This window comes from Natronomonas sp. CBA1123 (genome assembly GCF_009741925.1).
Lineage (GTDB): Archaea > Halobacteriota > Halobacteria > Halobacteriales > Haloarculaceae > Natronomonas.
Genome location: NZ_WPCC01000015.1, coordinates 42,142 through 65,135 on the forward strand (window position 1 = coordinate 42,142; position 22,994 = coordinate 65,135).

At 65.3% G+C, this 22,994-nt stretch carries 27 protein-coding genes and 1 pseudogene; 9 read left to right on the plus strand and 19 right to left on the minus strand.

The features are described 5' to 3' along the window. The first annotated feature begins 60 nt into the window (after positions 1-60). Positions 61-1,632 carry a bifunctional phosphoribosylaminoimidazolecarboxamide formyltransferase/IMP cyclohydrolase gene (purH, locus tag GJ631_RS08925; protein ID WP_156708816.1) on the plus strand — a complete coding sequence of 524 codons (1,572 nt, stop codon included), beginning with the start codon at positions 61-63 and terminating at the stop codon, positions 1,630-1,632. Between the two features lie 27 nt (positions 1,633-1,659). On the opposite strand, the gene GJ631_RS08930 is transcribed toward purH, so the two are convergent. The 6 genes from GJ631_RS08930 to GJ631_RS08955 form a co-directional block, all read right to left on the minus strand. After that, entirely contained in the window at positions 1,660-1,950 is a 291-nt protein-coding gene (locus GJ631_RS08930) for a transcriptional regulator (RefSeq protein ID WP_156708817.1), read from the minus strand. Positions 1,951-1,980: 30 nt separating this feature from the next. After that, positions 1,981-2,952 (minus strand): sugar phosphate nucleotidyltransferase, encoded by a 972-nt coding sequence (locus tag GJ631_RS08935; RefSeq protein WP_156708818.1) that lies wholly within the window; start codon positions 2,950-2,952, stop codon positions 1,981-1,983. A gap of 67 nt (positions 2,953-3,019) precedes the next feature. Next, positions 3,020-3,739, minus strand: a complete 720-nt coding sequence (locus tag GJ631_RS08940) for a diphthine--ammonia ligase (RefSeq protein ID WP_156708819.1) — start codon at positions 3,737-3,739, stop codon at positions 3,020-3,022. 42 nt (positions 3,740-3,781) lie between these two features. Further along, complete coding sequence (locus tag GJ631_RS08945; protein WP_370518613.1) at positions 3,782-4,927, minus strand: DUF373 family protein; 1,146 nt, start codon at positions 4,925-4,927, stop codon at positions 3,782-3,784. Between the two features lie 215 nt (positions 4,928-5,142). Then, positions 5,143-6,141, minus strand: a complete 999-nt coding sequence (sppA, locus tag GJ631_RS08950; protein WP_156708821.1) for a signal peptide peptidase SppA — start codon at positions 6,139-6,141, stop codon at positions 5,143-5,145. A 64-nt stretch (positions 6,142-6,205) separates the two neighbouring features. After that, positions 6,206-6,394: a hypothetical protein gene (locus tag GJ631_RS08955; RefSeq protein WP_156708822.1), complete on the minus strand. Its 189-nt coding sequence runs from the start codon at positions 6,392-6,394 to the stop codon at positions 6,206-6,208. Positions 6,395-6,506: 112 nt separating this feature from the next. Here GJ631_RS08955 and GJ631_RS08960 point away from each other — a divergent pair, with 112 nt between their 5' ends. The 3 genes from GJ631_RS08960 to GJ631_RS08970 all read left to right on the plus strand — a co-directional run bounded on the left by GJ631_RS08960 (position 6,507) and on the right by GJ631_RS08970 (position 8,159). After that, on the plus strand, positions 6,507-6,965 hold the full coding sequence (locus GJ631_RS08960) for a PUA domain-containing protein (RefSeq protein ID WP_156708823.1): 459 nt from the start codon (positions 6,507-6,509) through the stop codon (positions 6,963-6,965). A gap of 55 nt (positions 6,966-7,020) precedes the next feature. Beyond that, positions 7,021-7,416, plus strand: coding sequence for a nascent polypeptide-associated complex protein (locus tag GJ631_RS08965; protein ID WP_156708824.1), 396 nt, complete (start codon positions 7,021-7,023; stop codon positions 7,414-7,416). A 62-nt stretch (positions 7,417-7,478) separates the two neighbouring features. Then, entirely contained in the window at positions 7,479-8,159 is a 681-nt protein-coding gene (locus tag GJ631_RS08970; RefSeq protein ID WP_156708847.1) for a methyltransferase domain-containing protein, read from the plus strand. Here GJ631_RS08970 and GJ631_RS08975 read toward each other — a convergent pair. From GJ631_RS08975 to GJ631_RS09005, 7 genes are all read right to left on the minus strand, one after another. After that, entirely contained in the window at positions 8,140-8,706 is a 567-nt protein-coding gene (locus GJ631_RS08975; RefSeq protein WP_156708825.1) for a hypothetical protein, read from the minus strand. The two genes, GJ631_RS08970 and GJ631_RS08975, sit on opposite strands and share 20 nt — an antisense overlap. A 76-nt stretch (positions 8,707-8,782) precedes the next feature. Beyond that, positions 8,783-9,079: a group 1 truncated hemoglobin gene (locus GJ631_RS08980; RefSeq protein WP_231753932.1), complete on the minus strand. Its 297-nt coding sequence runs from the start codon at positions 9,077-9,079 to the stop codon at positions 8,783-8,785. A gap of 127 nt (positions 9,080-9,206) precedes the next feature. Then, the gene (locus tag GJ631_RS08985; RefSeq protein ID WP_156708826.1) at positions 9,207-10,577 is read right to left on the minus strand and encodes a geranylgeranyl reductase family protein; all 1,371 of its coding nucleotides are present in this window, start codon (positions 10,575-10,577) and stop codon (positions 9,207-9,209) included. 69 nt (positions 10,578-10,646) lie between these two features. Then, a complete protein-coding gene (locus GJ631_RS08990) occupies positions 10,647-12,146 on the minus strand; it encodes a DUF790 family protein (protein ID WP_370518614.1) in 1,500 nt (499 codons plus the stop codon). 37 nt (positions 12,147-12,183) lie between these two features. Beyond that, complete coding sequence (nth, locus tag GJ631_RS08995) at positions 12,184-12,999, minus strand: endonuclease III (protein ID WP_156708828.1); 816 nt, start codon at positions 12,997-12,999, stop codon at positions 12,184-12,186. Positions 13,000-13,059: 60 nt separating this feature from the next. Next, positions 13,060-13,476: a DUF371 domain-containing protein gene (locus tag GJ631_RS09000; protein WP_156708829.1), complete on the minus strand. Its 417-nt coding sequence runs from the start codon at positions 13,474-13,476 to the stop codon at positions 13,060-13,062. An 82-nt stretch (positions 13,477-13,558) separates the two neighbouring features. After that, positions 13,559-14,299 carry a DUF4396 domain-containing protein gene (locus tag GJ631_RS09005; RefSeq protein WP_156708830.1) on the minus strand — a complete coding sequence of 247 codons (741 nt, stop codon included), beginning with the start codon at positions 14,297-14,299 and terminating at the stop codon, positions 13,559-13,561. Positions 14,300-14,670: 371 nt separating this feature from the next. Between GJ631_RS09005 and GJ631_RS09010 the strand changes: the two genes are divergently transcribed. After that, complete coding sequence (locus GJ631_RS09010; protein ID WP_156708831.1) at positions 14,671-15,561, plus strand: coiled-coil protein; 891 nt, start codon at positions 14,671-14,673, stop codon at positions 15,559-15,561. A 52-nt stretch (positions 15,562-15,613) separates the two neighbouring features. Here the strand turns inward: GJ631_RS09010 and GJ631_RS09015 are convergent, their stop codons facing one another. The 4 genes from GJ631_RS09015 to GJ631_RS09030 are packed head-to-tail and all read right to left on the minus strand — an operon-like array spanning position 15,614 to position 18,534. After that, positions 15,614-16,111 (minus strand): NYN domain-containing protein, encoded by a 498-nt coding sequence (locus GJ631_RS09015; RefSeq protein ID WP_156708832.1) that lies wholly within the window; start codon positions 16,109-16,111, stop codon positions 15,614-15,616. A gap of 44 nt (positions 16,112-16,155) precedes the next feature. Further along, positions 16,156-17,046 (minus strand): hypothetical protein, encoded by an 891-nt coding sequence (locus GJ631_RS09020; protein ID WP_156708833.1) that lies wholly within the window; start codon positions 17,044-17,046, stop codon positions 16,156-16,158. Next, positions 17,043-17,744 carry a hypothetical protein gene (locus tag GJ631_RS09025; protein ID WP_156708834.1) on the minus strand — a complete coding sequence of 234 codons (702 nt, stop codon included), beginning with the start codon at positions 17,742-17,744 and terminating at the stop codon, positions 17,043-17,045. The genes GJ631_RS09020 and GJ631_RS09025 overlap by 4 nt, the downstream gene beginning before the upstream one ends. Before the next feature lie 49 nt (positions 17,745-17,793). Then, the gene (locus tag GJ631_RS09030; protein WP_156708835.1) at positions 17,794-18,534 is read right to left on the minus strand and encodes a proteasome assembly chaperone family protein; all 741 of its coding nucleotides are present in this window, start codon (positions 18,532-18,534) and stop codon (positions 17,794-17,796) included. 100 nt (positions 18,535-18,634) lie between these two features. Between GJ631_RS09030 and GJ631_RS09035 the strand changes: the two genes are divergently transcribed. The 4 genes from GJ631_RS09035 to GJ631_RS09050 are packed head-to-tail and all read left to right on the plus strand — an operon-like array spanning position 18,635 to position 21,005. After that, positions 18,635-19,546, plus strand: coding sequence for an RsmB/NOP family class I SAM-dependent RNA methyltransferase (locus tag GJ631_RS09035; RefSeq protein WP_156708836.1), 912 nt, complete (start codon positions 18,635-18,637; stop codon positions 19,544-19,546). Then, on the plus strand, positions 19,543-20,067 hold the full coding sequence (locus GJ631_RS09040) for a hypothetical protein (RefSeq protein ID WP_156708837.1): 525 nt from the start codon (positions 19,543-19,545) through the stop codon (positions 20,065-20,067). The genes GJ631_RS09035 and GJ631_RS09040 overlap by 4 nt, the downstream gene beginning before the upstream one ends. Next, positions 20,064-20,618: a metallophosphoesterase family protein gene (locus GJ631_RS09045; protein WP_156708838.1), complete on the plus strand. Its 555-nt coding sequence runs from the start codon at positions 20,064-20,066 to the stop codon at positions 20,616-20,618. The genes GJ631_RS09040 and GJ631_RS09045 overlap by 4 nt, the downstream gene beginning before the upstream one ends. 57 nt (positions 20,619-20,675) lie before the next feature. Then, complete coding sequence (locus GJ631_RS09050) at positions 20,676-21,005, plus strand: 2Fe-2S iron-sulfur cluster-binding protein (RefSeq protein ID WP_156708839.1); 330 nt, start codon at positions 20,676-20,678, stop codon at positions 21,003-21,005. A 1-nt stretch (position 21,006) separates the two neighbouring features. Here GJ631_RS09050 and GJ631_RS09055 read toward each other — a convergent pair whose 3' ends face one another. Together GJ631_RS09055 and GJ631_RS09060 are read right to left on the minus strand one after the other, a co-directional pair. Further along, on the minus strand, positions 21,007-22,446 hold the full coding sequence (locus GJ631_RS09055) for an amidase (protein ID WP_156708840.1): 1,440 nt from the start codon (positions 22,444-22,446) through the stop codon (positions 21,007-21,009). A gap of 91 nt (positions 22,447-22,537) precedes the next feature. After that, a pseudogene (locus GJ631_RS09060) lies at positions 22,538-22,994 on the minus strand (electron transfer flavoprotein); the annotation flags it as partial.

The window sequence follows — 22,994 nt, forward strand, 5'->3', positions numbered from 1 at the left end:
GTGTATATTCGAGGACCTGCAACCGCAACTACTTTGCCGGCGCGGCGGTCCGTTTCAACCATGAAAATAGCCGGTATGGCCTCGAACCGCGGCCGAAACCTGCTTCACATCGCGGACACCGAACCGGGCGGTGCCGAGTTCTCGGTCGTCCTCACGAACGAGGAGGGCGCCCCCGTCATCGAAGGCGCCGCAGAGCGCGGCATCCCGACGGAGGTCGTCCCCAAATCCGACGACGAGACGCGCGAGGAACACGAACGTCGCGTCCTCCAGCGGTTGGAGGGGTACGATGTCGATATCGTCTGTCTCGACGGCTACATGCGCATCCTCACCGACGAGTTCCTCGATGCGGCGCCGACGACGCTCAACGTCCACCCCTCGCTTCTGCCGTCGTTCCCGGGGATGGACGCCCACGAGCAGGTGCTCGATTCGGGCGTTTCCGTCACCGGCTGTACCGTCCACGTCGTCGACGAAACCGTCGACGGCGGCCCTATCGTCACCCAAGAGCCCGTCCCCGTCTACGACGGTGACGACGCCGCCGACCTGAAGACTCGCGTCCTCCACGACGCGGAGTTCACCGCCTACCCGCGCGCAGTCAAGTGGTTCGCCGAGGACCGCGTCACCCTCGAAGACGGCGACGTGTCCGTCGACGGCGACGACGGTGGACAGTTCCCCGCCCGCCGGTTCGTCTCCGACGACCGGGGTCGAGAACTCCGCTACGGCGAGAATCCCCATCAGGACGCCGCGGTGTACGTCGACGGCGCCTGTGAGGAGGCTAGCGTCGTCGACGCCGACCAACTGAACGAGGGCGCGAAGGCGCTGTCGTACAACAACTACAACGACGCCGACGGCGCCTTGGACCTCATCAAGGAGTTTGACGACCCCGCGGCGGCGGTCATCAAACACACCAATCCGGCTGGCTGTGCGACCGCGGGAACGCTCGCCGACGCCTACGAGCAGGCGCTGTCGACGGACCCGATGAGCGCCTTCGGCGGCATCGTCGCGCTGAACCGCGAGTGCGACGCCGCCACTGCCGAGGCCATCACGGATTCGTTCAAGGAAGTCGTCGTCGCACCAGCGTACACCGAGGCGGCGCTGGATGTCCTCTTCGAGAAGGACAACCTCCGTGTCCTCGAGGTGGGTGACCTCTCCGAGCGAAGCGAAGCGCTCACCGAACAGCATCTCGTCGGCGGCCGACTCGTCCAGGAGCGGGACTTCCAGGCGCCCTCGGCCGACGACCTCGAAATCGTCACCGAACGGGACCCCACCGACGAGCAAATCGAGACGATGCTGTTCGCGTGGCGCACCATCAAACACGTCAAATCCAACGCCATCCTCTTTGCCAAGGGAACCGAGACGGTCGGCGTCGGGATGGGACAGGTCTCCCGGGTCGACGCCGTCCGACTCGCCGCGATGAAGGCAGACGAACACGCCGAAGGAAAGGACGCCGACGGCGCCGTGATGGCGTCGGACGCCTTCTTCCCGTTCCCCGACGGCATCGAGGAGGCCGCCGACGCCGGCATCGAGGCGGTCATCCAGCCCGGTGGCTCGGTCAACGACGAGGACGTCATCGACGCTGCCGACGAACACGACATCGCGATGGCGTTCACCGGCCAGCGGGCCTTCCAGCACTGACGCGACGCAGGCCGGCGATTCGGCGCGCTACCGTATCGTAAACGCCGGTTCGGTCACGTTCTCGCTTTTACACTCCGGACACCGCGAGGGCCGGTTCGTCAGGTCGTCGAACGACGAGAAGCCACAGTCGCGACACTCCGGCGGCGCCGCGAGCAACTCCTCGTCGGTACCGTCGAGCGACCGCGCGATGTGTTCGACGTGCGACAGCGCGGCGGCGGTGGTAATCTCGAATTCGTTCGCCAGCGCGCCCGCTTCGGCGCTGTTGTTCCGGAGGAACTCGGCGATGCGCTGCCGGGTGGTCCGCTCTGCACCCTGCATACCGCTACTCCGGGTCCCGAGGGCTAAAGCTTACTCCCCGGAACCGTTCGTGAGCCGCGTGTGGGCGCCGATGAGCGCGCCCGCGAGGTCGACGTTCTCGATGTGGGTTCCCTCGTCGATGATGGTGTCGTGGATTTCACAGTCGGAGACGGTAGCGTCGCCGAAGACGACCGACCGGTCCAGCGTCGAGTCGACGATTTCTGCGCCCGGCATGACGTGGACGTTCTCGCCGATGGTGGAGTTCTCGACGGTCGCCGACTCGGCGATGACGCTGTCGCCGTCCAGTGACCACGCGATTGCCTCCAGATACGACTCCGGCGTGCCGATGTCGAACCACGGTTCCTCGAAGACGAAGGCGTGGACCGCCTCCCGTGACTGCAGCCACTGGAGGAACCATCCCGGTTCGTCGGGATTGTTGCCGCCCCCCAGGTACTCCTCGAAGCGCAGCGACTCCGCGGGGAAGGCGTAACACGCGATGGAGACGAGCGTGCTCTTGGGCTCGTCGGGTTTCTCCTGGAAGTCGACGACGCGGTCGCCTTCTAACTCCACGAGACCGTAGGACTTGGCCTTCTCGCGGTCGCCGACGTCGTAGGCGGCGAGAGCGGCCGTCCCCTTCTCCTCGAAGTAGTCGATGAAGTCGGTGAGGTCGAAGCCGATGAGGTTGTCGCCGGCCACGACGACCAGGTCGTCGTCGATGCCCTCGCGGTCGACCAACTGTCCGAGCGCGCCGACGACGCCGAACTTCTCGGATTCCTCGGTGGTGTCCTCGACCGACAGCGTCGGCTTTTCGAAGCCGCTGTCGGCGATGTAGCGTTCGAACTCCTCGGCGAAGCGCTCGTTCGTCGAGACGTATACTTCCTCGATGCGGTCGTCTTCTTCCAGCGCCTCGAAGATGCGGTCGATGACAGTAGACTCACCAACCGGGAGAAACATCTTCGGACGGTGTTTCGTGATGGGCCACAGACGCGTCGCGTACCCGCCAGCGAGAACGACGGCTTTCATTGTTCGATGACGACAGATGCCGCGACCAAGTGTCTTTTGTTACGGCGAACGGCCGATGAAGTGGCCGTTACTCGCCGAGCCACGCGTCGGTGACCCGCAGGGAGCCACGCGACCCGTCGAAGGTCGTCTCGTAGGACAGTTCGATAGGGCGGTCCATGTGGGGGCCGTCGGTGACGAGCGTCTCGAACTCCCCACCTTCGCCGAGGACGTGGACGCCGTACTCGTCGTTGAGCGCTTCGAGGTCGGCGACGGCGTCGGCGTCCAGCGTCCGCCCGAGCCACGACTCGTCGAGGCCGTAGGCAGCCACCCGGACGATTGTGATTTCGAAGCCGGCGTCCAACATCGCGTCGGCCAACTCGCGGGGGTCTTCCTGCCACAGCGGGGCGAACAACTCGCATTCAAGCCGGTCACACATCGCCTCGATGCGGTCGGTCTGATAGCTGCTCTCGACGGCGCCGGCCGTGACGCCGCCGATGCCACCGAGGCCGTCGGCCAACTCGGCCAGCGCCGCCTCCAGCGGCTCCAACTCCCGGTCGCCGCGCTCGCCGCTGTCTTCGGCCGGGTCGGCCCCTGCCTCGAAGTCATCGGGGCGAACGTCGACGAGCGGAATCCCGATGCTCTCGGCGGCCAGCGACGCCAACTCCGTCGCTGGCACGTGATACATGAAGGAGTCACCCTCGGGATGGACCGTCACCAGTCGCTCGACCGGCAAATCGCGTTCGAGCGCCCGGTACAGCGCCCACGAGGAGTCCTTTCCGCCCGAAAAGAGGCTCACCCACGGATTCATACTCGGAGTAACCCAGCGCCGACTAAATGGGCGTCGGTTCGGCTACTCGGGGACCTCGTCGAGCGGCGACTCGCCCTCGCTCATCCGCGAGGCGAAGGCGACGCCGAGGAAACTCGCGAGGATGCCGGCGGCGACGTACAGCGCGAGTCGCCCCCAGATACCGAGGACGAACCCCTCGATACTCACTGGGCCGAGTTCTACCGCCGTGACCTCCAGCGGACCGATGACGGCCGCGCGTTCGAGGAAGTACCCGGTAAAGCCGCGGACGACCAATCCGACGGCGACGACGCCGAACGGAAGGTTCATCAGCGCCGCGGAGACGCTCTCTTCGGCCAGCAACTCGTCGATGAGGCGGCCGGTCGCCGCGGCCAGTGCCGCCGCCGCGAACCACGGAACGCTGTCGAAAATGAACCGCAAGCCGACCAGGAGTTCGCCCGTCTCGGCCGTTCCCACGCTACCCATGTTCGTCGCGCTGATGCCGCCGGCGAAGATGCCGACGAACGCCAACCCCGTCCCGACGACGTAGGTGACGAGCGACACCTGCCCGGAGTAGAAGGCGTCACGAACCCGTCGGGGGAGCGTCGCCACGAAGTCGTCGATGCCGAGGCCCTTGTACAACAGGAACGTCCCGATGACCGCGGCGATGGCCGACAGCGCGATGGCCACGTCGTCGGCCAACAGCAACAACACCGGAAACGCGAGCAACGCGGCGCCGATGGGGACCAACACCGTCCCCCGGAGTTCCTCGTCGCCGAGGAACTGCTTCAGGAGGTAGTACGTCGACTGGATGTCGTGGGACTGCCGGACGACAACGCGGTCGACCGCGTCGACTTGGACGCGACTCTCTATGATGGGGACGAGTCGCTCGTCGCTGGCCGAATCCGTGACGACGATGGCGGCCTCGATGTCGTTGTCCGCGACGAGGGTGTCGATGCCCCGGGCGACGGCGCGGTCGCTGTTGACGCCGTCGCCGCCACCGCCGGAAATGACGGCGACGAGGGGGTCTTCGCCCTCGTCGCGGAGGTCACGGGCGACGCTGAGCGTCTCCAGCAGGCAGTTGACGCGGCTGTCCTCGGGGTCGTCGATGCCCACGTCGGTGACGAGCGCCTGGACGGCCTCCCAGCCGACGATTGGGCCGTCCGGCCCGAGGGTCCCGTCGCGGTCGACACACACGACCAGCGTACTCACGGTGGTCCGTTGCCAGTGGGCGGACAAAAGCTTTCAGGACGAACTTTTTGCACGGTCGCCTGCGGCGACCGGCAAAAACTTCGATGAAAAATAGCGACTCGTTCCCGTCGCGCGCCGAGGGCGCGCGGTGGTCACTTCGTCGCTACCGGCGGCTTCGCCGCCGGCGAACCGCTCGGCGCTTCGCGCCTCGCGGATGCTCAACTATCCCGGCGGCGTTATACTCGGAACCGGAACTCGCCGCTGGCGTCGGTGAACTGACTGGCGATACCGGCGCCGACGGCGTAGGCGACGGATTCGGCACCACCGCGGAGCCGTTCGGTGACGCCGAGTTGGGGCTCCAGCTCCGTCGTCGCCACCTCCTCGTCGAGCAGGCTCTCGAGGCGCTCCTCGACGTCTTTGCGGGTGCCGATGGAGTCGACGAGCCCCATCTCGTGGGCCTCGCTTCCGAGGAAGACTTTCGCTTCGGTGTCCCGAATCTCGGTTTCGTCCATCGCTCTCCCCTCCGCGACGGTTTCGACGAACTGGTCGTAGTAGTCGTCGATGATACCCTGCAGGTACTCCCGTTCCTCCGGCTCGAGGTCGTCGAAGGGAACGCCGGCCTCCTTGAACTCCCCGGCGGTGAGTTGTTCGTATTCGAGGCCCGCCTTTTCGAGGAGGTCGGCGGCGGTCATCCGCGAGCCGCGGACGCCGATGGAGCCGACGACGCTGCCGTCGCGGGCCCACAACTCGTCACAGCCGGAGGCTATCCAGTAGCCGCCGCTTGCACACACGTCCGTCGCGTAGGCGATAGTGGGGCCGTCGAACCGTTTCGCCGCCAGTCGGATGTCGTCGCTCGGGACGACGGCGCCACCGGGTGTGTTCAACCGCAGCAACAACGCCTCCGCGTTGTCGTCGTCGTCCGCGTTTTCGATGAGGTCGACGATTTTGTCCGCGCCGGGTGTACCGGGGGTCGACGGGGGAAATCCACCACCGCCGTCGCGGGTAATCGGCCCCTCGACGGCCACCTCCGCGACGTTGTACGCCGGAAACACGTTGGCAGCGATGTTGCTCCCGATGCGGAGTCCAACCGCTACGGTCGCGACCACAAGGAGCACACCGAGCAGGTCTGCGATATCTGTTGGGGTCTGGACGAACAGTAGCCAGCCCGCGGCTGCCGCGACGATTGCGACGAAGATGCCAACCGTGAGTCTGGCTACTTTCTGAGCGCCGTTCATGTACCGACCGAAGGCTGGCGGACTGTTAAGTGTGGCTCGTCAATAAAAAGAATCGACCGACGGTTCAAACAGCGGCGTCCTTCTCGGAGAGCCCGACGAGAAGGGTTCCGACGACCATTCCCAGCGTGGCGACTGCAGCGACACCCGTGGGGTACGGAATCGGGGTGTCGAGGAATCCCGCGACGAGGACGACGATACTGCAGACGACGAGGAGCACGCCACCGACGACGAGTCTGCCCGTGTTGGTTGCCATACCTGTCGGTATGTGAACCCGGCAGTTAAAACTCACCGATTGTCACTGGCGGAGGTGCCGTCGCTCAGGGCCGACTCACAGGGGTTTTGCGGGTGCGGCACTCAGCGATGGCATGGGCAGCAGTCTCGATTCGTTGCGGACCGTCGCGGACTACCAGTTCGGGGCGGGCGCCGGCGCCGCGCTGTTCGACGGTGATATCACCGTCCAGCGAACCAGTTCCGGCCGGCCACAGCAGATTCTCGCCGACGACGAGCGGATACTCTCCTACGGCGTCGACGGCCGATTCACGCTCGGCGCGGCGGGCGGCCGACGCCTGCAGGCCGCCCTCGATGCGCCGGCCTACCGGGTCGTCGTCGGCGACGACAGCGAACCCTTCGTTCGCGAGGAGAAGAACGTCTTCGCGAAGTTCGTCCGGGAAGTCGACCCCGCCGTCCGACCGGGCGACGAGGTGTTGGTCGAACACTACGACGGCGACCTCCTTGCGGTCGGTCGAGCCGAACTCTCGGCCGACGCCATGCTCGATTTCGAGACGGGCATGGCGGTGAAAGTCCGCGACGGCATCGAGGCGTGAGTTCTCCCACGGCGTAACATCAGGCTTTTTGCCCCGTCGCACCCTCACTTCGGGTATGTTTGGAGGAGGCGGCGGCATGAACCCGCGCAAGATGGAACAGATGATGAGCCAGATGGGTATCGACCTCACCGATATCGACGCCGAGGAGGTCATCATCCGCACGGCTGACGAGGAACTCGTCTTCCACGACGCCGACGTACAGCGGATGGACGCCCAGGGCCAGCAAACGTATCAAATCGTCGGCGACCCCGACACCCGCCCCCGCGGCGAGGGCACCGAGGCCATCGAGGCCGAGTCGGAATCCGAGAGCGACACCGGCGACAGCGAGTTCTCCGACGAGGACGTCGAAATCGTCGCCCGTCGAGCCGAAGTCCCCGAGGAGCGCGCCCGTGAAGTGCTTGAGGAGACTGGCGACCTCGCGGCGGCCGTCCAGAAGCTCGAAGTAGAGTGAGCGAGCGACGCGTTCTCGTCGTCCGCGGCAACCGTGAGTTCCTCGTCCGCCCCGGCGAGACGATGGAGTCCGACCTCGGCATCCTCGAAGTCCCCGAGGACGTGACAACCGGGACGACCCTCGAGACGCATCTCGGGGAAGCCTTCGAGGTCCGACGACTCCGCGGTCCGGACCTCTTCGACCACCTCGAACGCACCGGCGCGCCGATGATGCCACGCGACATCGGCTTGGTCGTCGGCCACACCGGCGTCGCGTCGGGCGACCGCACGCTCGACGCCGGTACCGGAACCGGCGTCCTCGCCGCCTATCTCGGCCGCCTCGGGGTCGACGTGACGACCTACGAGCGTGACCCGGAGTTCGCCGAGGTAGCCCGCGAGAACATGGACCTCGCGGGAGTCACCGACCACGTCGACGTTCGAACCGGCGACCTGCTTGAAGAAATCGACGACATCGAGGACTCCTTCGACTTGTTGACCCTCGATACGGGCGATGCGCCCGAAGTCGTCGAGCGCGCGCCCGAATTGCTCGCTCCCGGTGGGTTCGTCGCCGCCTACACTCCCTTCGTCGAGTCCGCCCGCGCCTGCGTCGAGTCCGCCCGCGAGGCGGGCCTCTCGGAAATCGAGACGCTCGAAACCATCCAGCGGCGGATGGACTTCGACGACCGCGGCTCCCGCCCCTCGACCGCGGGCGTCGGCCACACGGGGTATCTCTGTTTCGCCCGGTTTACCCCACAGCTCGAATGATATCGAGCAATTCTCCTTCGTAACGCGCCGTCTCGGCGTCGACCCACCGGTCGAGACCCTCCGTCGGGTAGGCGCCGCCGGCGACGTAGAAATCGCGGTCGTACCAGGCTGCTACCCGTCCGCTGACGGGGAGAGACTCGCCGTCGAGTGGCAATTGCGCCCGATAGCGGGTAAGACGCGCCCGCTTGCGGTTGTCCGTGCGGATGCTCTCGGTGTCGCCGATTTCGACGGCTTCGAAGCCACGCTCCCGGAGTTCCTCGGCGAACTCCCGTTTGGACTCGGTGACGATGCGCGGATTCACGAGCGACGTGGTTCCGAACGGAAGCGACGGCGAAAATTCGAGTCGAGTCGCGAAGACGAACCGCCAGATTCGGTCCGGGCCGCCCGCGGCGACGATGCGCTCCCGGAGGTCGGCGTCCTCGTAGACAACGGTGTGGCCAGTCACGTCGACGTTCGGGAGGCTGAACACCGTCTCGGTCGTCTCCTCGGTGCGTTCCCACCCGCCCGACATCTCGTCTGGAACCGACGGTACTCCGGCGTTCGACATACGCCGAGAACGGACCGAAGGGCCTTCATTGTACGCGACACTGCGGTCGCTGTCCGAATTCACCCCCGAACGCGTCTCACTCGCCGTCCGGCGATGCCAGGAGGTCCTCCTCGTATGCGGCAATTGCCCCGATGACTTTCTCGGCGTCGTCCTCCGGCACGTCGAACGCATCGAGCGAGTCGGACAGGAGGTCGACCGCGCGCTGGATGTGGGCCGGCGTGAACGGCACGTGGAGGTGTGCCTCGCGCACGGGCGCTGCGTCGTACGTTTCCGGACCGCCTGCTGCTTCACAGAGGAAGTCCGTCTGTGTCTTCCGGAGTCTCTCCATGTCGGCATCTTCGAAGAACGGCCCGAGTTCGTCGTCTGCCTGCAATCGGTCGTAGAAATCGTCGACGACGGCGCGGATTCCATCGTGCCCCCCCGAGTCGCTCGTACAGCGTCTCCTCGGCCATACTGACTCGGTTCGTGTTCTCGCGGATTAAACGACTCGAAACCGGCGTTCAGTACTTCGGTTCCGCGCCCGTCTCCGTGTAGATGTCGTCCATGATGTGGTCGCGCTCGCGACGCCACGACTCGAAGCCGTCGGGGCTGGAGGGGTAGGTCTCGTAGTGGTCGAGCAGGCGGTCGGCGAGGCTCTTCGTGTCGTAGAGGTTCTTCAGCGTCCCCCAGTGGCCGATGGACTTGTACAGCACTTGCAGTTTGAGTTTGAGGCTGACGTTCGCCGACCCCGAATACAGCGCATCCGAGAGCTTTTCGGCGGGCATCGCGGCCAGCAGGGCAAGGAGGTCGTCGAGGTCGTAGGCCGTCGAGAAGATGTTGTAGATGTCGAGGGCGGCGTACCGGCCGCCGTAGTGGTCCATCACGCGCTCGTTGTACCGCCAGAGACTCGACTCGCTCACGTCGCCCTCTTCGATGGCCTGGATGGCCTGTTCGCCAGCGTACTGGCCGGCGTAGGCGGCGCCGGCGATGCCGCCACCGCTGATGGGGTTGACGTGGGCCGCCGAGTCGCCGATGGCCATGTATCCGGGTGCGACCGCCGAGTCGTAGGGGCGGCGCGTCGGGAGAGCGGCGCCGAGTTTGTCCTTGACGGTGGCGTTTTTCAACTCCGGCCGCTGGCTGATGTCCTCCCGGAGGTCCTTGACGAGTTGCATCGGCTCCTCGTTCATCTGGAAGCCCAGGCCGACGTTGATTTCGGTGGGCGTCCGCGGGAAGTACCAGAGATACCCCGCCGAGCGCTTGGTCGGTTTGAAGACGAGGGCGTCGGACCACTCGACGGGTTCGTCGACCTCGATGACCTCTCGGTAGGCGGAGGCGAACTGCGAGTAGCGGACGTTGGTGTCGAAGGTAGTGTCCTCGAAGTCGGCTTTGTCCTGCAGCAGCGACAGCGAACCGGCGCCGTCGAGGGTAATCGTCGCCTCGTAGGTTCGGGGTTCGCCTTTGTGTTTGGCTTTCACACCGTGGACGCGACCGTCGTCGTCCTGCATCACGTCCTGGACGACGGTGTCGTAGTGGAACTCGACGCCGGCGCGTTCGGCGCCGTCGATGATGAGTCGGCCGTACTCCCAGCGGTCGATGACGGCGAGTTCGCCCGGAACGGGAATGTCGAGGACGGCGTCCTCCTGTGGAATCTCGAACTGGCCGTGGTCGACCTCGGTGTTGGTGAAGGCGTCGGCGATGTCGGATTTCGGAATGGACTCGGGGAAGTTGTCGGCGCCCTTCAGGGCGTCGCCGCAGGCGATGTGGCCCGCCTCCTCTTCGTCCTTCCGTTCGACGATGACGACGTCGTAGCCCGCATCCGAAAGCGTCGCGCCGGCGTAACAACCGGCGGTTCCGGCCCCGACGATGACGACGTCGTACTCGAAGGTGGTCATGTCCGCCTCTCAACACCCGGGCGGCAAAACTCTTGCCAACAACCCCGGGTGTTCGACGACCCCGCTCGACTACTTCTCTCGAACCGTGCCGCCGCTTAGCCCCTCCCACTCGACGCGGTAGCCGAGTCTGGAGAGGACCGCACTCGCGTCGTCGATGTCGTACTCTGCCAGTCGCTCTTCGACGGCGGCAAGGTCCATCCCTGCCTCGATTCGGCCGTCGAGTGACTCCAGCACCGCCGGCCGGACGAGCGTGCGTCCGACGCGTTCGTGGTCCGGGAACGCCGCTGCTTCGATGGCCGATTCGGGGACGCCGTAGGAGTCGGCGAGGGCGGCGATGGTCGTCACGTCGGCTTCGGGCGTCAGTTCGTCGGGAACCGATTCGGCACTCTCGGCGCGCAACTCCTCTTCGTAGGGGCGAAGGGCGTCTCGTACGTCTTTCAGTCGAACCGTCTTCGAGTACGGTATCGCGCGGTGGCCCTCCGCTTCGATGGCCTCGCCGACGCCGAGTGATTCGTCGTAGGCGACCAGAAACGCCACGTCTTCGAGGGTCGCGAACTGCGAGAGTTTCTTCTCGACGTACTCGGGGGTCCAGAAGCCCATTATTTCGAAAAACACCCTGAAATCGCCGTGTTTCCAGTCGAAGGCGAAATCGGGGATGGCGACGTGTTCGCCGGCGGCCAGCGGTTCGGGCTCCCGAACGAGGTTCCAATCGAGGTCCAGCGCGTCGAATCTGGCGTAGAAATCCGATTCGACGCCGCTGTCGAAGGTCGGTTCGGCGACGGGGTCGGTTCCCGGTACCGTCACGTCGCCGTCGTCGAGAGTCAGGCGGCGTTCGGTGCCGCGGTCGTCGATGGTGGCTTCGAGATGCCACTCCTCGGCTTTGGCGACCGTCCGCAGCAGGCGGGCGAAGCGCGTCCCGTAGCGACGGGAGCGCTTGAACAGCGCGTCCGGGCCGGTGACGACCACCTCGCGTCCGTCGTCGGTGCGGCGGATTTCGTACATCAGACGGAGCCGTTTGACGGCCGAGACGAGCGCCTTCGGGTCCGATGACCGGACTCGTACTTCGACGGCGTCGAACAACGCGGTCTGTGCGAGCGAGAGGTCGTACTGTTTTCGGAGGCTCTCGGGGTCGTAGTTCGATTCGACGGCGACGAGGACTTCTTCGGGTTCGCGGTCGGCGAACAGCGACGCCTCGATGTCCTCGGTGGCGGCATCGAGACGCGCGGCGGCCCGCTCCAACGCCGTCTCGCGTTCGGCCTCCGTGACGACGCCGACCGACTCGGCGGCCTCGAAGGCGGCCGTCCGTGCGCGAATCGGGTCGATGGGCGCCCGCGTCTCGAAGGTCGCCGCCCGTTCGAGCAGTTTGGCGAACCCCCGGACGAGTTTGAAGTCGTCGGCCTCACCTTCGATGTCGGTGAGTGCGGCCTCCAGCGTCTCGCGTCGCTCGCCGACGTGGCCCTGATAGACGCCGAGGACGCGCGCGGCGAGCGCCTCGTCGTCGGCGTCGGTGAACTGCGGCTGGTAGCCGCCGCCGGCACGGGAGACCCGCAGGAGGTCCTTCGTGAGCACTATCGGGGGTGGGCGGGCGGCCCGCAAAAACGTCCCGCTACTCGGCCTCGGGGGCTTCGCTCGGGTCGACCACCTCGCCCGTCTCCGGGTAGACGCCGAGTTGGTCACAGTCGTCGGCCAGCGGGCAGGCGTCGGGGTCCTCCAAACACGCCGGCTTGCGCGCCGAGCAGTACTCCCGGCCGAACTGAATCATTGCCGTGTGGCCGAAACCACACTTGTCGGCTGGAACGTCGCGTTCGAGGTACTCTCGGACTTCCTCGTGGTCGGCATCGGCCGGAGCCAGTCCCATCCGGCGGGCGATGCGGTGGACGTGGGTATCGACGGGGAAGACACCCCCGCGACCCCCCGAGAACAGCAACACACAGTCGGCGGTTTTCGGACCGACGCCCTTCATCTCCAGCAGGGCGCTCCTGACTTCTGGGGGGTCTTCGTCCTTCACGAACTCGTCGAAGCCGTCTTCGCCGCCGTATTCCGCGACGACGCGCTCGGCGAGTCGGATGAGCGTCTCCGATTTCTGGTTGTACAGGCCCGCCGAGGAGATTGTCTCGGCGAGTTCGTCTTGGGCGGCGTCGGCCAGCGCCACCGCGAGGTCGCCGGGGTTGTCGCTGCCGTACCGTTCCATCAGCGCGTCGTGTGCCGGTTGGCTCGCCTTGTCGGAGGTGTTCTGGCTCAACACGGTGCGGACGAGACACTCGAAGGCGTCCTGTCCACCGTAGGTCTTCTGCCAGTACAACTCACCGAGTCGATCGACGACGCCTTCGGCGCGAGTGTCGGCACTCGTGGGGTCGAACTCCGAGACCGTGCCGCCGCCGGATTCGCCGCCGGAGATGTTCTCGGCGGGTTCGTCGTCCATGCGGCCACGTAGGCGGTCGACGCCCTAAACCCTACCCGAGGCGGCGAGGCGTTCGTCTGTTCAGGCGTCGACCGAGAGGATACATTCGAGGTCGGCCCCTTCGGCGAGTGCCTCGACGAGGTCGCGGTCGAGGTCCGCTGCGGCGGCATCGCAGTCGACGGCGACGGTCCGGTCGTCGACGTAGTCGCTGGTTCGGCCGACCATGCCGCGCATGTTCTCGAAGGTGAGGTCGGGGTGGCCGCGTCCCTCGATGACGTGTTCGTGGCCGTCGGCCCGGAGCGTGACCGTGATTGTCGCGTCGTGAGACTGACAGGCTGAGACGAATTCGTCGTCGAACTCCGCGGGGACGGTGTCGGCTTCGATACCGAGGATGCAGTCGCCGGCGGGCGTGAGCCAGTCGTCGCTCGTCAACTCGAACGTACTCGTGTGTTCGGCGGTGACGTGCTCGTGGCCGCTCGCGTGTACGTGCTGTTCCATAATCGGGGCAACGACGCACGTCGGTTTGTGTCGTTTGATTGTGCTGCGTCGGCCCGCATGGAACAGCGACCTCTCGAAGGCGTCAGTTGGCAGCCTGTGTCTGTCCCGTGTTCTGGTCGACACTCATCTCGGCCGGGTTCTTCATCCCTTCCTTGACACCGAATCGCACGAGGACGACGTTGATGGGGTAGGCAGCGATAAACCCGAGCGACAGCGAGAACGCCAGCGCCATCCAGAACAGAAGGTCTCCCATGTGGGCCTCCGAGGCCAGCAGGAGGTCCGCGCCGATCGCTGTGACCTCCATAATCGTAATCGAGGGTGTTTCGCTGTAGAAGGCGTCCTTCATGCTCTCCCAGAACGCGACGCCTTCCTGCATCAGCGGCCCGACGGTTAGGGCGTAGCCGAACACGTACGCGAACCCGAAGGTGATTGCGGCGACCCATCCGATGGTCAACGCGAGGATGCCCTGTGCGAGGGTGATGCCGACGATTTCACCGGCTCCGCATCCGGAGTAACAGTGTGCCGTCGACCGAACCCCGCGGCGCCACAGGGAGTCGGTAGTAATCTGGGTTCGACCGGTCCACCAGTAGAGTGCGAGGCCGAACGGCCCCGAGTACAGGACGACGAGTGCCCAGACGCCTTTCATCATCGACGGCAACGCCTGATTGCGGGCGCGGAGGTCCCACAGAAGCGTTCCAACGGACATGCCGACGAGGAGTACCCACACGGCGGCGACGAGTGGGTCGGAAAGCAACGGTCTCAACACAGCACGAACCGGTGAGAACGCCTGTTCGATTCGGGTTCCGAGTTGGATGAGCAGCATTCGTTTTATCGACGGTGAGTTGGTTCAGTGCGACCCCGATTCGGTGTATCGGCGATGCTCCACGGGCTATTACACGAGGGACGGTTAACCGAGTTGTGGCCGGTGTGGGCCGTTCGCATTTATATATGGGCGAAAACGTGTGTGAACACCTAACGCGGCACCTTCAGGCGTGTGGTAGCCGTTTTCACGTGTCTCGACCTCCGTAATTCTTAAATAGAGAAACACAGTAGTAACAGACACCAGAACGCATCCGGCGTTCGGCAGCATCGTCAGCCGACCAGAATGATAGGTACGATTCCTTGTACGGCGACAGCGGCTCTCCGAGCGTTAGCTGTCCGCACCCGGAGCGGTAATGGAGTAGAACGATAACCATGGTAGAGTCAATCGACGAATCCCAGAACGTAGAACTGACAGACGACGACCTCGAAAACGATTCTAAAGGTCAACTCATCAAACGCGCCGGCCAGCTTCGCGACCGGCGAAACGAGCTCAATCAGATGGCCTCCGAGCGCGCTTCCAAGCGCGACGAACTCAACGCGAAAACTCGCGAGAAGGTCGACGAGGCCCAACAGCACCGCGAGAAGCGCGACGAGCTCAACGAGCAGGTCCAAGAGCACAAAGAGAAGCGAAACGAGCTCAACGCGAAAGCCAACGAGCTCTTCGACAAGGTCGACGACCTGAAAGACGACCTCGAACTCAACGAGGGCAAGAGCGTCGACCAGCTCAAAGAGGAAATCGAGGAGCTGGAGTTCAAACAGCAGACCGAGGTGCTCTCGACGGAGGACGAGCGCGAACTCATCGAGAAAATCGAGGAGAAACGCGAGAAACTCGCCGACCGGAAGGGGAAACTGAACCAGGACGGCGAACTCGAAGAGCTCAAAGAGGAGGCCCAGGAGGTCCGTGCGGAAGCCTCCAACCACCACCAGAAGGTCACCGAGCTCGCCGACAAGGCCCAGGAACACCACAACCAGATGATCGAGGCCTATCGGGAGGCCGACGACATCCGCGACGAGGCCGACGAGTGGCACGAGAAGTTCGTCGACGCCCAGGAGGCGGCCGACCGCCACCACGAGGACTTCGTCCGCGTCCAGAAGCGCCTGCGCGAACTCGACAAGGAAGAAGAACAGGAGCGCAAGGGCGAACGCGAAGAGAAGCGCGAGGCCGCAAAGGAGGAAGCCGAGGAAATCTACCAGAAGTTCAAGGAAGGCGAAACCCTCGACACCGAGGACCTGATGAAGCTGCAGAAGGCCGGCAAACTGTAATCGCCGCTATCTAACGCCGTACGGCTCGCTGTTTTGCTGTTCTCTCGTCCCGTTAGAGGAGGAACCGCTCTTCGTCTTCGCTCATGTCGACGAAGGAATCCGTGGCATCCCGCAGCTCCTCGGCCGTCGAGGAGCCGAAGCCGAACACCTCGGTGCGGACGCCCTCGTGTCGGAGATGGGTACACAGTCGCGCGAAGTCGCCGTCGCCGCTGAACAGCACGATTACGTCGACTTTCGGCGCGAGCGTCACCGAATCGAGACACATCCCCAAATCCCAGTTGGCCTTCTTCGACCCGTCGGCGAACGTCTTGATGTCCTTGATTTTCGTCTCGAAGCCGATGTCTCGCAGCGCCTCGAAGAACTCTTCTTCGCTGGGGGAGTCGGCGCGGATGACGTAGGCGATGGCACGGACGAGTTCGCGGTCGCCGACGGCGGCCGCGAGCAGTTCGGTGTAGTCGATGTTCCGGGAGTAGAGGCTGTGGGCGGTGTGATAGAGGTTCTGGGAGTCGGCGATGACCGCGACCCGCTGGCTGTCGTGAATCGGCGGCATATCCGAACTCGTTCGGCCTGCCGGATAGGTTTTCGTATCGGTCCTCAGGAGTCGGTGCAGTCGTAATACGTGATGGTGTATGCGTGTTCGTTTCCGAGGTAAACTAAACTCACCTCGCAGTCGTCAGTTACGCCTATCTCGATTGCATCGCCCGAGACGACCGCCGCACCACCGCGTCGGGGCCGCTCGCCGCTCACCGACCCCTGCCACTGTCCCGGTTCGGTCTGGTCAACGCCGTCGACCGTGGCGAAGCCCTCACCTCGGACTCCGAGATTCTCGGGGGAGAGAGGGTCGCCCCCGTTGTGGGTGAGCGTGAGAACGGTCGTGTTCCCGTCGGCCGGTCGCTCTTCGGCGACGAACTCCGCGTTCGGACCTCCGCCACTCCGCTGTTCGGTGTACTCGTCAGCGAAAACCGCTCCGAAGGGGGAGACGCCGAGGAATCCCACGACGAAAACAGTGGCCACGACGAGATTGAGCGCGACTACCCGGACGAACGGCGATGTTCCGTTGACTCCGGTGTAGAAACGATAGGTGAAGGCAATCCCCACGGAAACGACCGTGATTCCCCCAACGGCCCCGAGGAATATAACGGGACTGAAGAGTCTGAAAATGAATGATTCGAGGGCTACCAGGATTACCAGCATCACGGGCACAGTCACGACGATTCCCGTGACGGCGGCAGCGATATGATACACACGATTCCCCCTTTCGCGTGTCCGAACCTCCGCGATTGCGAACGGAGCGGCGACGTACAACAGCGTCGCTACGAGGAGCAATCCCTTCACTAACACCGACCCGATTCGCGCCTCGATGAGCGACACTGACCCGTCCATTGGCACAAACACCGTCATCGAGGCGACGACCCCACCGACGACGCCGACGATGAACGTCAGGGCTGCAGCGTACGCCAGCAGCCGCTTTCGCGGCCCCGTCATGGGAACAGCGCGAACAGCACCAACGCGAGAAGCGGTGCCAGAAAGAGGTTCAACACCGTCACGTAGCCGAGGACGCCTCGTCGCTTGAGCGCGTTGTCGGGGAAGGCCTCGCTTGCGAACCGGTAGCCGACGTACTCGGAGGCGGCGAAGACTGCCGCCCCGACGAGCGTGACGAAGGCACCCGCGAGCCAGCAGGGCACCGGGCCGCAGGTCGTCGCGAACTGGACGCCCTCGGGGTAGGTGGGTTGGATTCGCGCGGCCTCGGCTTTCGTCAGGCCGTTCGCTTCGACCCACTCGACGACGGGATGTTCGTCGGGGAGGTCCTCGATTCGGACCGTCGGGTCGGCCGCCTGCACCGACTCGACGAGGTCCTCACGGCCGGCTTCGAGCATGAGGTGTGCCACGGCACAGGGCGTTCCGTCGGAGCCGACGAACAGCGGCGTTCGTTCGGCCTCGGTTCGGTTCGTCGGGAACTCGCCGCGGCGTCGGTACGCTGCCAGTCGGTCGAGATGTCGCTGTCGACGGCGGCGCTGGGTGGGCGTGAGGTGGTCGTGGTCGGCATCTCGGAGCGCTGCCTCGGTCCGCCGAAGGTGTTCGCGTATCCGGACGGCGTCGATTCGACGGCGCAGTCGGTTCACGGCGTCGACGGAGGGTGCGGGCGGCCGGTCGGCCGACACGTCGTTTCGTGTCGCTGACATTGTGGTTGGTTGTCACACGACCCGCAATAATAGTTCCGGCGTAGTTCCGCTACTGGAACCCGCGAATCGACTGGGCTTGCGTGCTCTCGTCGCGGTCGGCGTCCTGCAGTCGCTCGGCGAGTTGTTTGCGGGCTTCCTGTATCTCGTCGGCACGCTCGAGGAGGGCGTCGGTGTCGACCTCGATATCGGCGATTGGGCTGATACCGTGTTCCAGCAGGACGCGGGCGGACTCGGGGTCGGGGAACTGCGGTTCCGTCTGGACGATGAGTCCGACGGCATCGAGGCCGACTTCGCCGGCGCGGTGAATCAAGGCGCCGGTCGGCCCGCTGACGAGGCCGCTTTCCCGCGGTGGGACGATTCCCTCCTCGTCGAGTACGTCGCCTGCGCCGCCGGTGGCGACGCCGTACATCTCGGGGACGCCGTCTTTCTCCTCGCCGAGGCCGCTGAGATACAGCGGGAATACGTCGTGTTCGTCTATCCAGCCAGTGACACACCCGGCGAAATCCGAGGATTGGGTCGGGGAGACGGGCACGTCGCTCTGGAGGACGACGAGGTTCCGCTCTTCGTCGGCGTACAGCCGGACGGGCGGACGGACCTCGGAGCTCTCGCCTCGATAGACGGCCACTTTCGGCAGTCCCTCGCAGTGAAGGGCGCCGTAGTAGGTCATCTCGAACTCCTCGACGAGGTGGTCGGCGGCGATTTTCCCGACGAGCCCGGCTCCCGGAAGCCCCTCGACCAGCGTTGGCGAATCCAACTCGATGTCTTCGGCTTCGACCTGAACGTGTGCCATGCGATAGCGAACGTCCGGCGGCGTCTTAATACTGGCCGCCGGCGGTCGGCGGATGCTTCGGAACCGACACCGACAAACCCGCGGCCGCCGGACGACGGATATGGACCCGCTCGCCAGATACGACTCGCTGGTCGACGATTCGGCGGCGTTTCACGCGGCCTGCGAGCGACCGCTGCCGTCGGTCGTCCGCGTCAACGACATCAAGGCGACGCCGGACCGCGTCCGCCGGGCGTTCGACGAAGCGGGCATCGACTACGAGGGCGTCGGCTGGCACGACGGCCTCTTTCGACTCGCAGAGGACGTGAAACCGGGCAACACGTGGCCGTTCGTCCACGGCTGGGTGTACGGCCAAGAGGAGGTGTCGGCGGTGCCGGCACTGGCTGTCGACCCCCAACCGGGCGAGCGCGTCCTCGACTGCTGTGCGGCGCCGGGGAGCAAGACGACTCAACTCGCGGCGCTGATGGACGACCGCGGCCTGCTCGTCGGCAACGACAACAACCTCGGGCGGTTGTCGGCGCTGCGGTCGAACGCCGAGCGCTGTGGCGTCTCGAATCTCGTCGTCACCAGAGCCGACGCCCGCAACTTCTCGCTGAAGCCGTTCTCCGGCGAGCCGTTCGACCGGACGCTCGTCGACGTCCCCTGCTCGTGTGAGGGGACCGTCCGGAAGAACCCCGACGCCGTCGACGACTGGTCGCTGGACCACATCGAGGGCATCGCGGGCGTCCAGAAGGCCATCCTCGGCCGGTCGCTGGAAGTCACCCGCGAGGGCGGCACCGTCGTCTACTCGACGTGTACGTTCGCCCCCGAGGAGAACGAGGCCGTCCTCCAGTACGCCTTAGAGGAGTACGACTGCCGACTCGTCGAGTACGACCTCGACCTCGACCACGTCCCCGGAATCACCGAGTGGGACGGCGACACCTACGACGAATCGATGACGCGTGCCAAACGCATCTACCCACATCACAACGACACGGGCGGGTTCTTCTGTGCGAAACTGGAGGTGGGGGCATGACCAGCGAGAACGACAGTTCTCGGGAGAACGACGGACAGGTGTTCAATCGCCTGCCGGCGACCGCTGCCGAACGCGACGACGAGGGTCGGGCGACCCGCGAGGAAGTCGTCGAGTGGTGGGTCGACCGGTTCGGACTCGACCCCGAGACGTTCGAGAACTACACCTTCTGGGAGAAGGGCGCCGGGAAGGTGTGGGCGTTCGCTTCGGACCTCGAATCGCCGGCGGACGTGGAGGGTCTCGGAATGACGTTCCTGCGGACGCGACAGGAACACTGGAAGCCGACGACCGACGCCGTCCAGCGGTTCGGACGCGAGGCGACGAAGAACGTCGTCGTTCTCGACGCAGACGACGCCCGAGCCTTCCTTCGCGGGGCGGACACCGACCCCGAGTGGGACGGCGACTGGGGGTATCTCATCGCCGCCCACGACATCGCGGGCGGCGTCGAACCCATCGGCGTCGGCCTGTACCTGTACGACGAACTGCGCTCGCAGATGCCGAAGGGTCGACAACGAGAGCTGTGACCCGATTTCTCCTCTCGGATACCCACTTCGACGACGAGGAGGTGCTGTCCTACACCGACCGGCCCTTCGCCTCCGTCGCCGAGATGAACCGGACGCTCACGGAGAACTGGAACCGCGTCGTCGAGTCGGACGACGAAGTGATATTCGTCGGCGACTTCGCGGAACCGTCGGAACCGACGACGGTCCGTCGGTGGCTCGGCCGCCTGAACGGCGATATCACGTTCGTCGCCGGCGACCACGACGCGGGCGTTCGTCGCGGCTACGCCGTCACCACACAGTCGGCTTTCGAGTTCGAGACCGGCGGCCATCGCTTCTACTGCGTTCACGACCCCGAGGCAGCACCTCCCGATTTCGACGGATGGGTCGTTCATGGACACCACCACGACATCCGCCCCGAAACGTACCCTTTCATCGACCCTTCTGCTCGCCGGGTGAACGTCTCCGTCGAACTCCTCGGGTACGAACCGGTTGCCGTCTCGGAGTTAGTGGGGTATCTCGATGCGGGCGAGCGGTTGGAACGTCGGCCGCCGTCGGGCGACTCGGGTGCGTGACTCGCTCGGGGAGCGTCTTGGTAAAGAGTTTTCACGAACTTCGCCCTACGGGCGGGCATGACCGACTACACCGTCGAGTTCGTCGGGACGGGCGAGGAGATTACCGTCTCCGACAAGGAGACCATCCTGAAGCGGTGCATCGACGAGGGCATCGCACAGGAGTACTCCTGCCGTGTCGGGATGTGTCTGGCGTGTTCGGCCAAAATCGAGGCGGGCGAGGTCACCCAACCGGCCGCTCGCGGCCTCACCGACGAGGAAGCCGAGGAGTACGCGCTGACGTGTATGGCGCGGCCGCTGTCGGATTTGAAACTCGACCGAGGGAAGTACCCGCCGAGCATCGAGGACGCCGCCGCTGACGGTGGGGACGCGGCCGCCGCCGACGACTGACCTACGCGCCCGGATAGCTCCACGGACTCGTTTCTTCGAGGGCCGCCGCGACGCCGAGCAGTCGCGCCTCCGAATACGGTTTCCCGACCACCTGCATACCGATGGGGAGTCCCTCCGTGGTGTCGGCGGGGACGTTCACGACCGGGTGGCCGGTCATGTTGAACGGCCACGCCATCGTCCAGTCGGTGGGCATGCCGCTCGTTGATTCGCCGCCGATTTCGGTCGGCATCGGTTCGTCGTGGGTCAGCGGCGGCGTCGCGAGCGTCGGACAGACGAGGGCGTCGTACTCCGCCAGCGTGTCTTCGACGGCGTGATACAGGTCGGTTCGGGGGAAATCGACAGTGGTGTACTCGGAGATGTCGTTGCTCTCGCCCATCGAGACGAGCGTCTGGAGTTCGACGGGCACCTCGTCGGCGTGGTCGCCCAGGAGGTCCATCCCCAGCGATTCGTCAATTTCGGCGACCGAGGTGGCGAAGAACGTCGTCACGGCGACGCTGTAGGCGTGGGTGAGGTCTCCCTTCGAGGGCGTCTCGAGAGATACCTCCTCGACGGTCCCACCGGCTGATTCCAGGTCCGAGAGCGTCGATTCGATTGCCTCCTCGACGCGGGGGTCGACCGCGAAGATATCGAGGTCTGGCGAGTAGGCGATGGAGAGTTCGGAGGCGTCGGGGGCGGTCTCGACGGCTCCCCGATAGTCGTCGGGCGTCGGCACGCTGAAGGGGTCGATGCGGTCCTGTCCGGCTATCACGTCGAGCATCGTTGCGAGGCTCTCGACGTCGCGGGCCATCGGTCCCAACACGCCGACGGGGGTGTGTCCGCGGTAGCCGTTCGTCCGGTTACCGCGTGGAACGAGGCCGTGACTCGGCTTCACCGAGACGACACCACAGCAGGACGCGGGATTCCGGAGCGAGCCGCCCACGTCCGAGCCGGTCGCAAGCGCACAGAGGCCGTCGGCGAGTGCCGCCGCCGAGCCTCCCGAGGAACCGCCGGCGTTTCGCTCGGGGTCGAACGGCGTCCCGGTCGGCCCCTGTAGCATGTTGTCCGTTCGGACGGTGTGGCCGAGTTCGGGCGTGTTCGTCGTCCCGACGACGACGGCGCCCGCCGCCTCCAATCGTCGGATGGTGATGCTCGTCTCCTCGGCGACGTTGTTCTCCAGGGGCTTCAGCCCCTTTGTGTTCGGGACGCCGGCTTTCGTCTCCGAGAGGTCCTTCATCGCCAGCGGGACGCCGGCCAGCGGGAGGTCCTCGCCGTCTTCGACGCGTTTTCGCACCTCGCGGGCGCGCTCTCGGGCATCGTCGGCGAGGACGTTGACGTAGGCGTTCGTCACGTCGTTTCGCTCCTCGATTCGGTCGACGAAGCGCTCGACGATTTCGACGGGGTCGTACTCCCCCGCGTTGACGCCCTCGGCGATGTCGACTGCGGACTCGAAGTAGCGACTCATGTGTCCGTCCGTCTCACGGGGGCGAACTAAGCGTTGTGCCGTCAGTGAACGGTTGGTGTGCGCCTACAGCGCTCACCAATACAGCGACTGGTTAGTATTTGGGTTGGGCTCCGGTCACGTCGTACACCGTCTCCATGAGGTCGTCCCGTCGTGATTGCCAGTCGGCGAAGCCGTCGGGCGTGGTCGGGTAGTCGTCGTAGATGGTCTTCAGTTCGCCCGCGAGGTCGTTGAGTTTCTTTACTCTGAACAGCGTCCGCCAGTGGCCGAACGTCTCGACTGCGGTGCGAATCTTCAGCGGCCAACTCATCGACGTGGTGCCCTCCGCGCCGAGGGCGTCGACGAGCTGTTGGCCGGGCATCGCGCTGACGATGTCGACGAGTTCGTCCACGTCGTGAGTGCCACCCCAGATGTTGTAGAGGTCCATCGCGGCGAAGCGCTTGCCGAAATCGGTCTGGACGCGGTGGTTGTACTCCCAGAGCGCGCGCTCGGAGGTGTCGCCGTCGGCGATGGCGTCGGCGGCGACTTCGCGGCCCACACGCCGGCCTTCG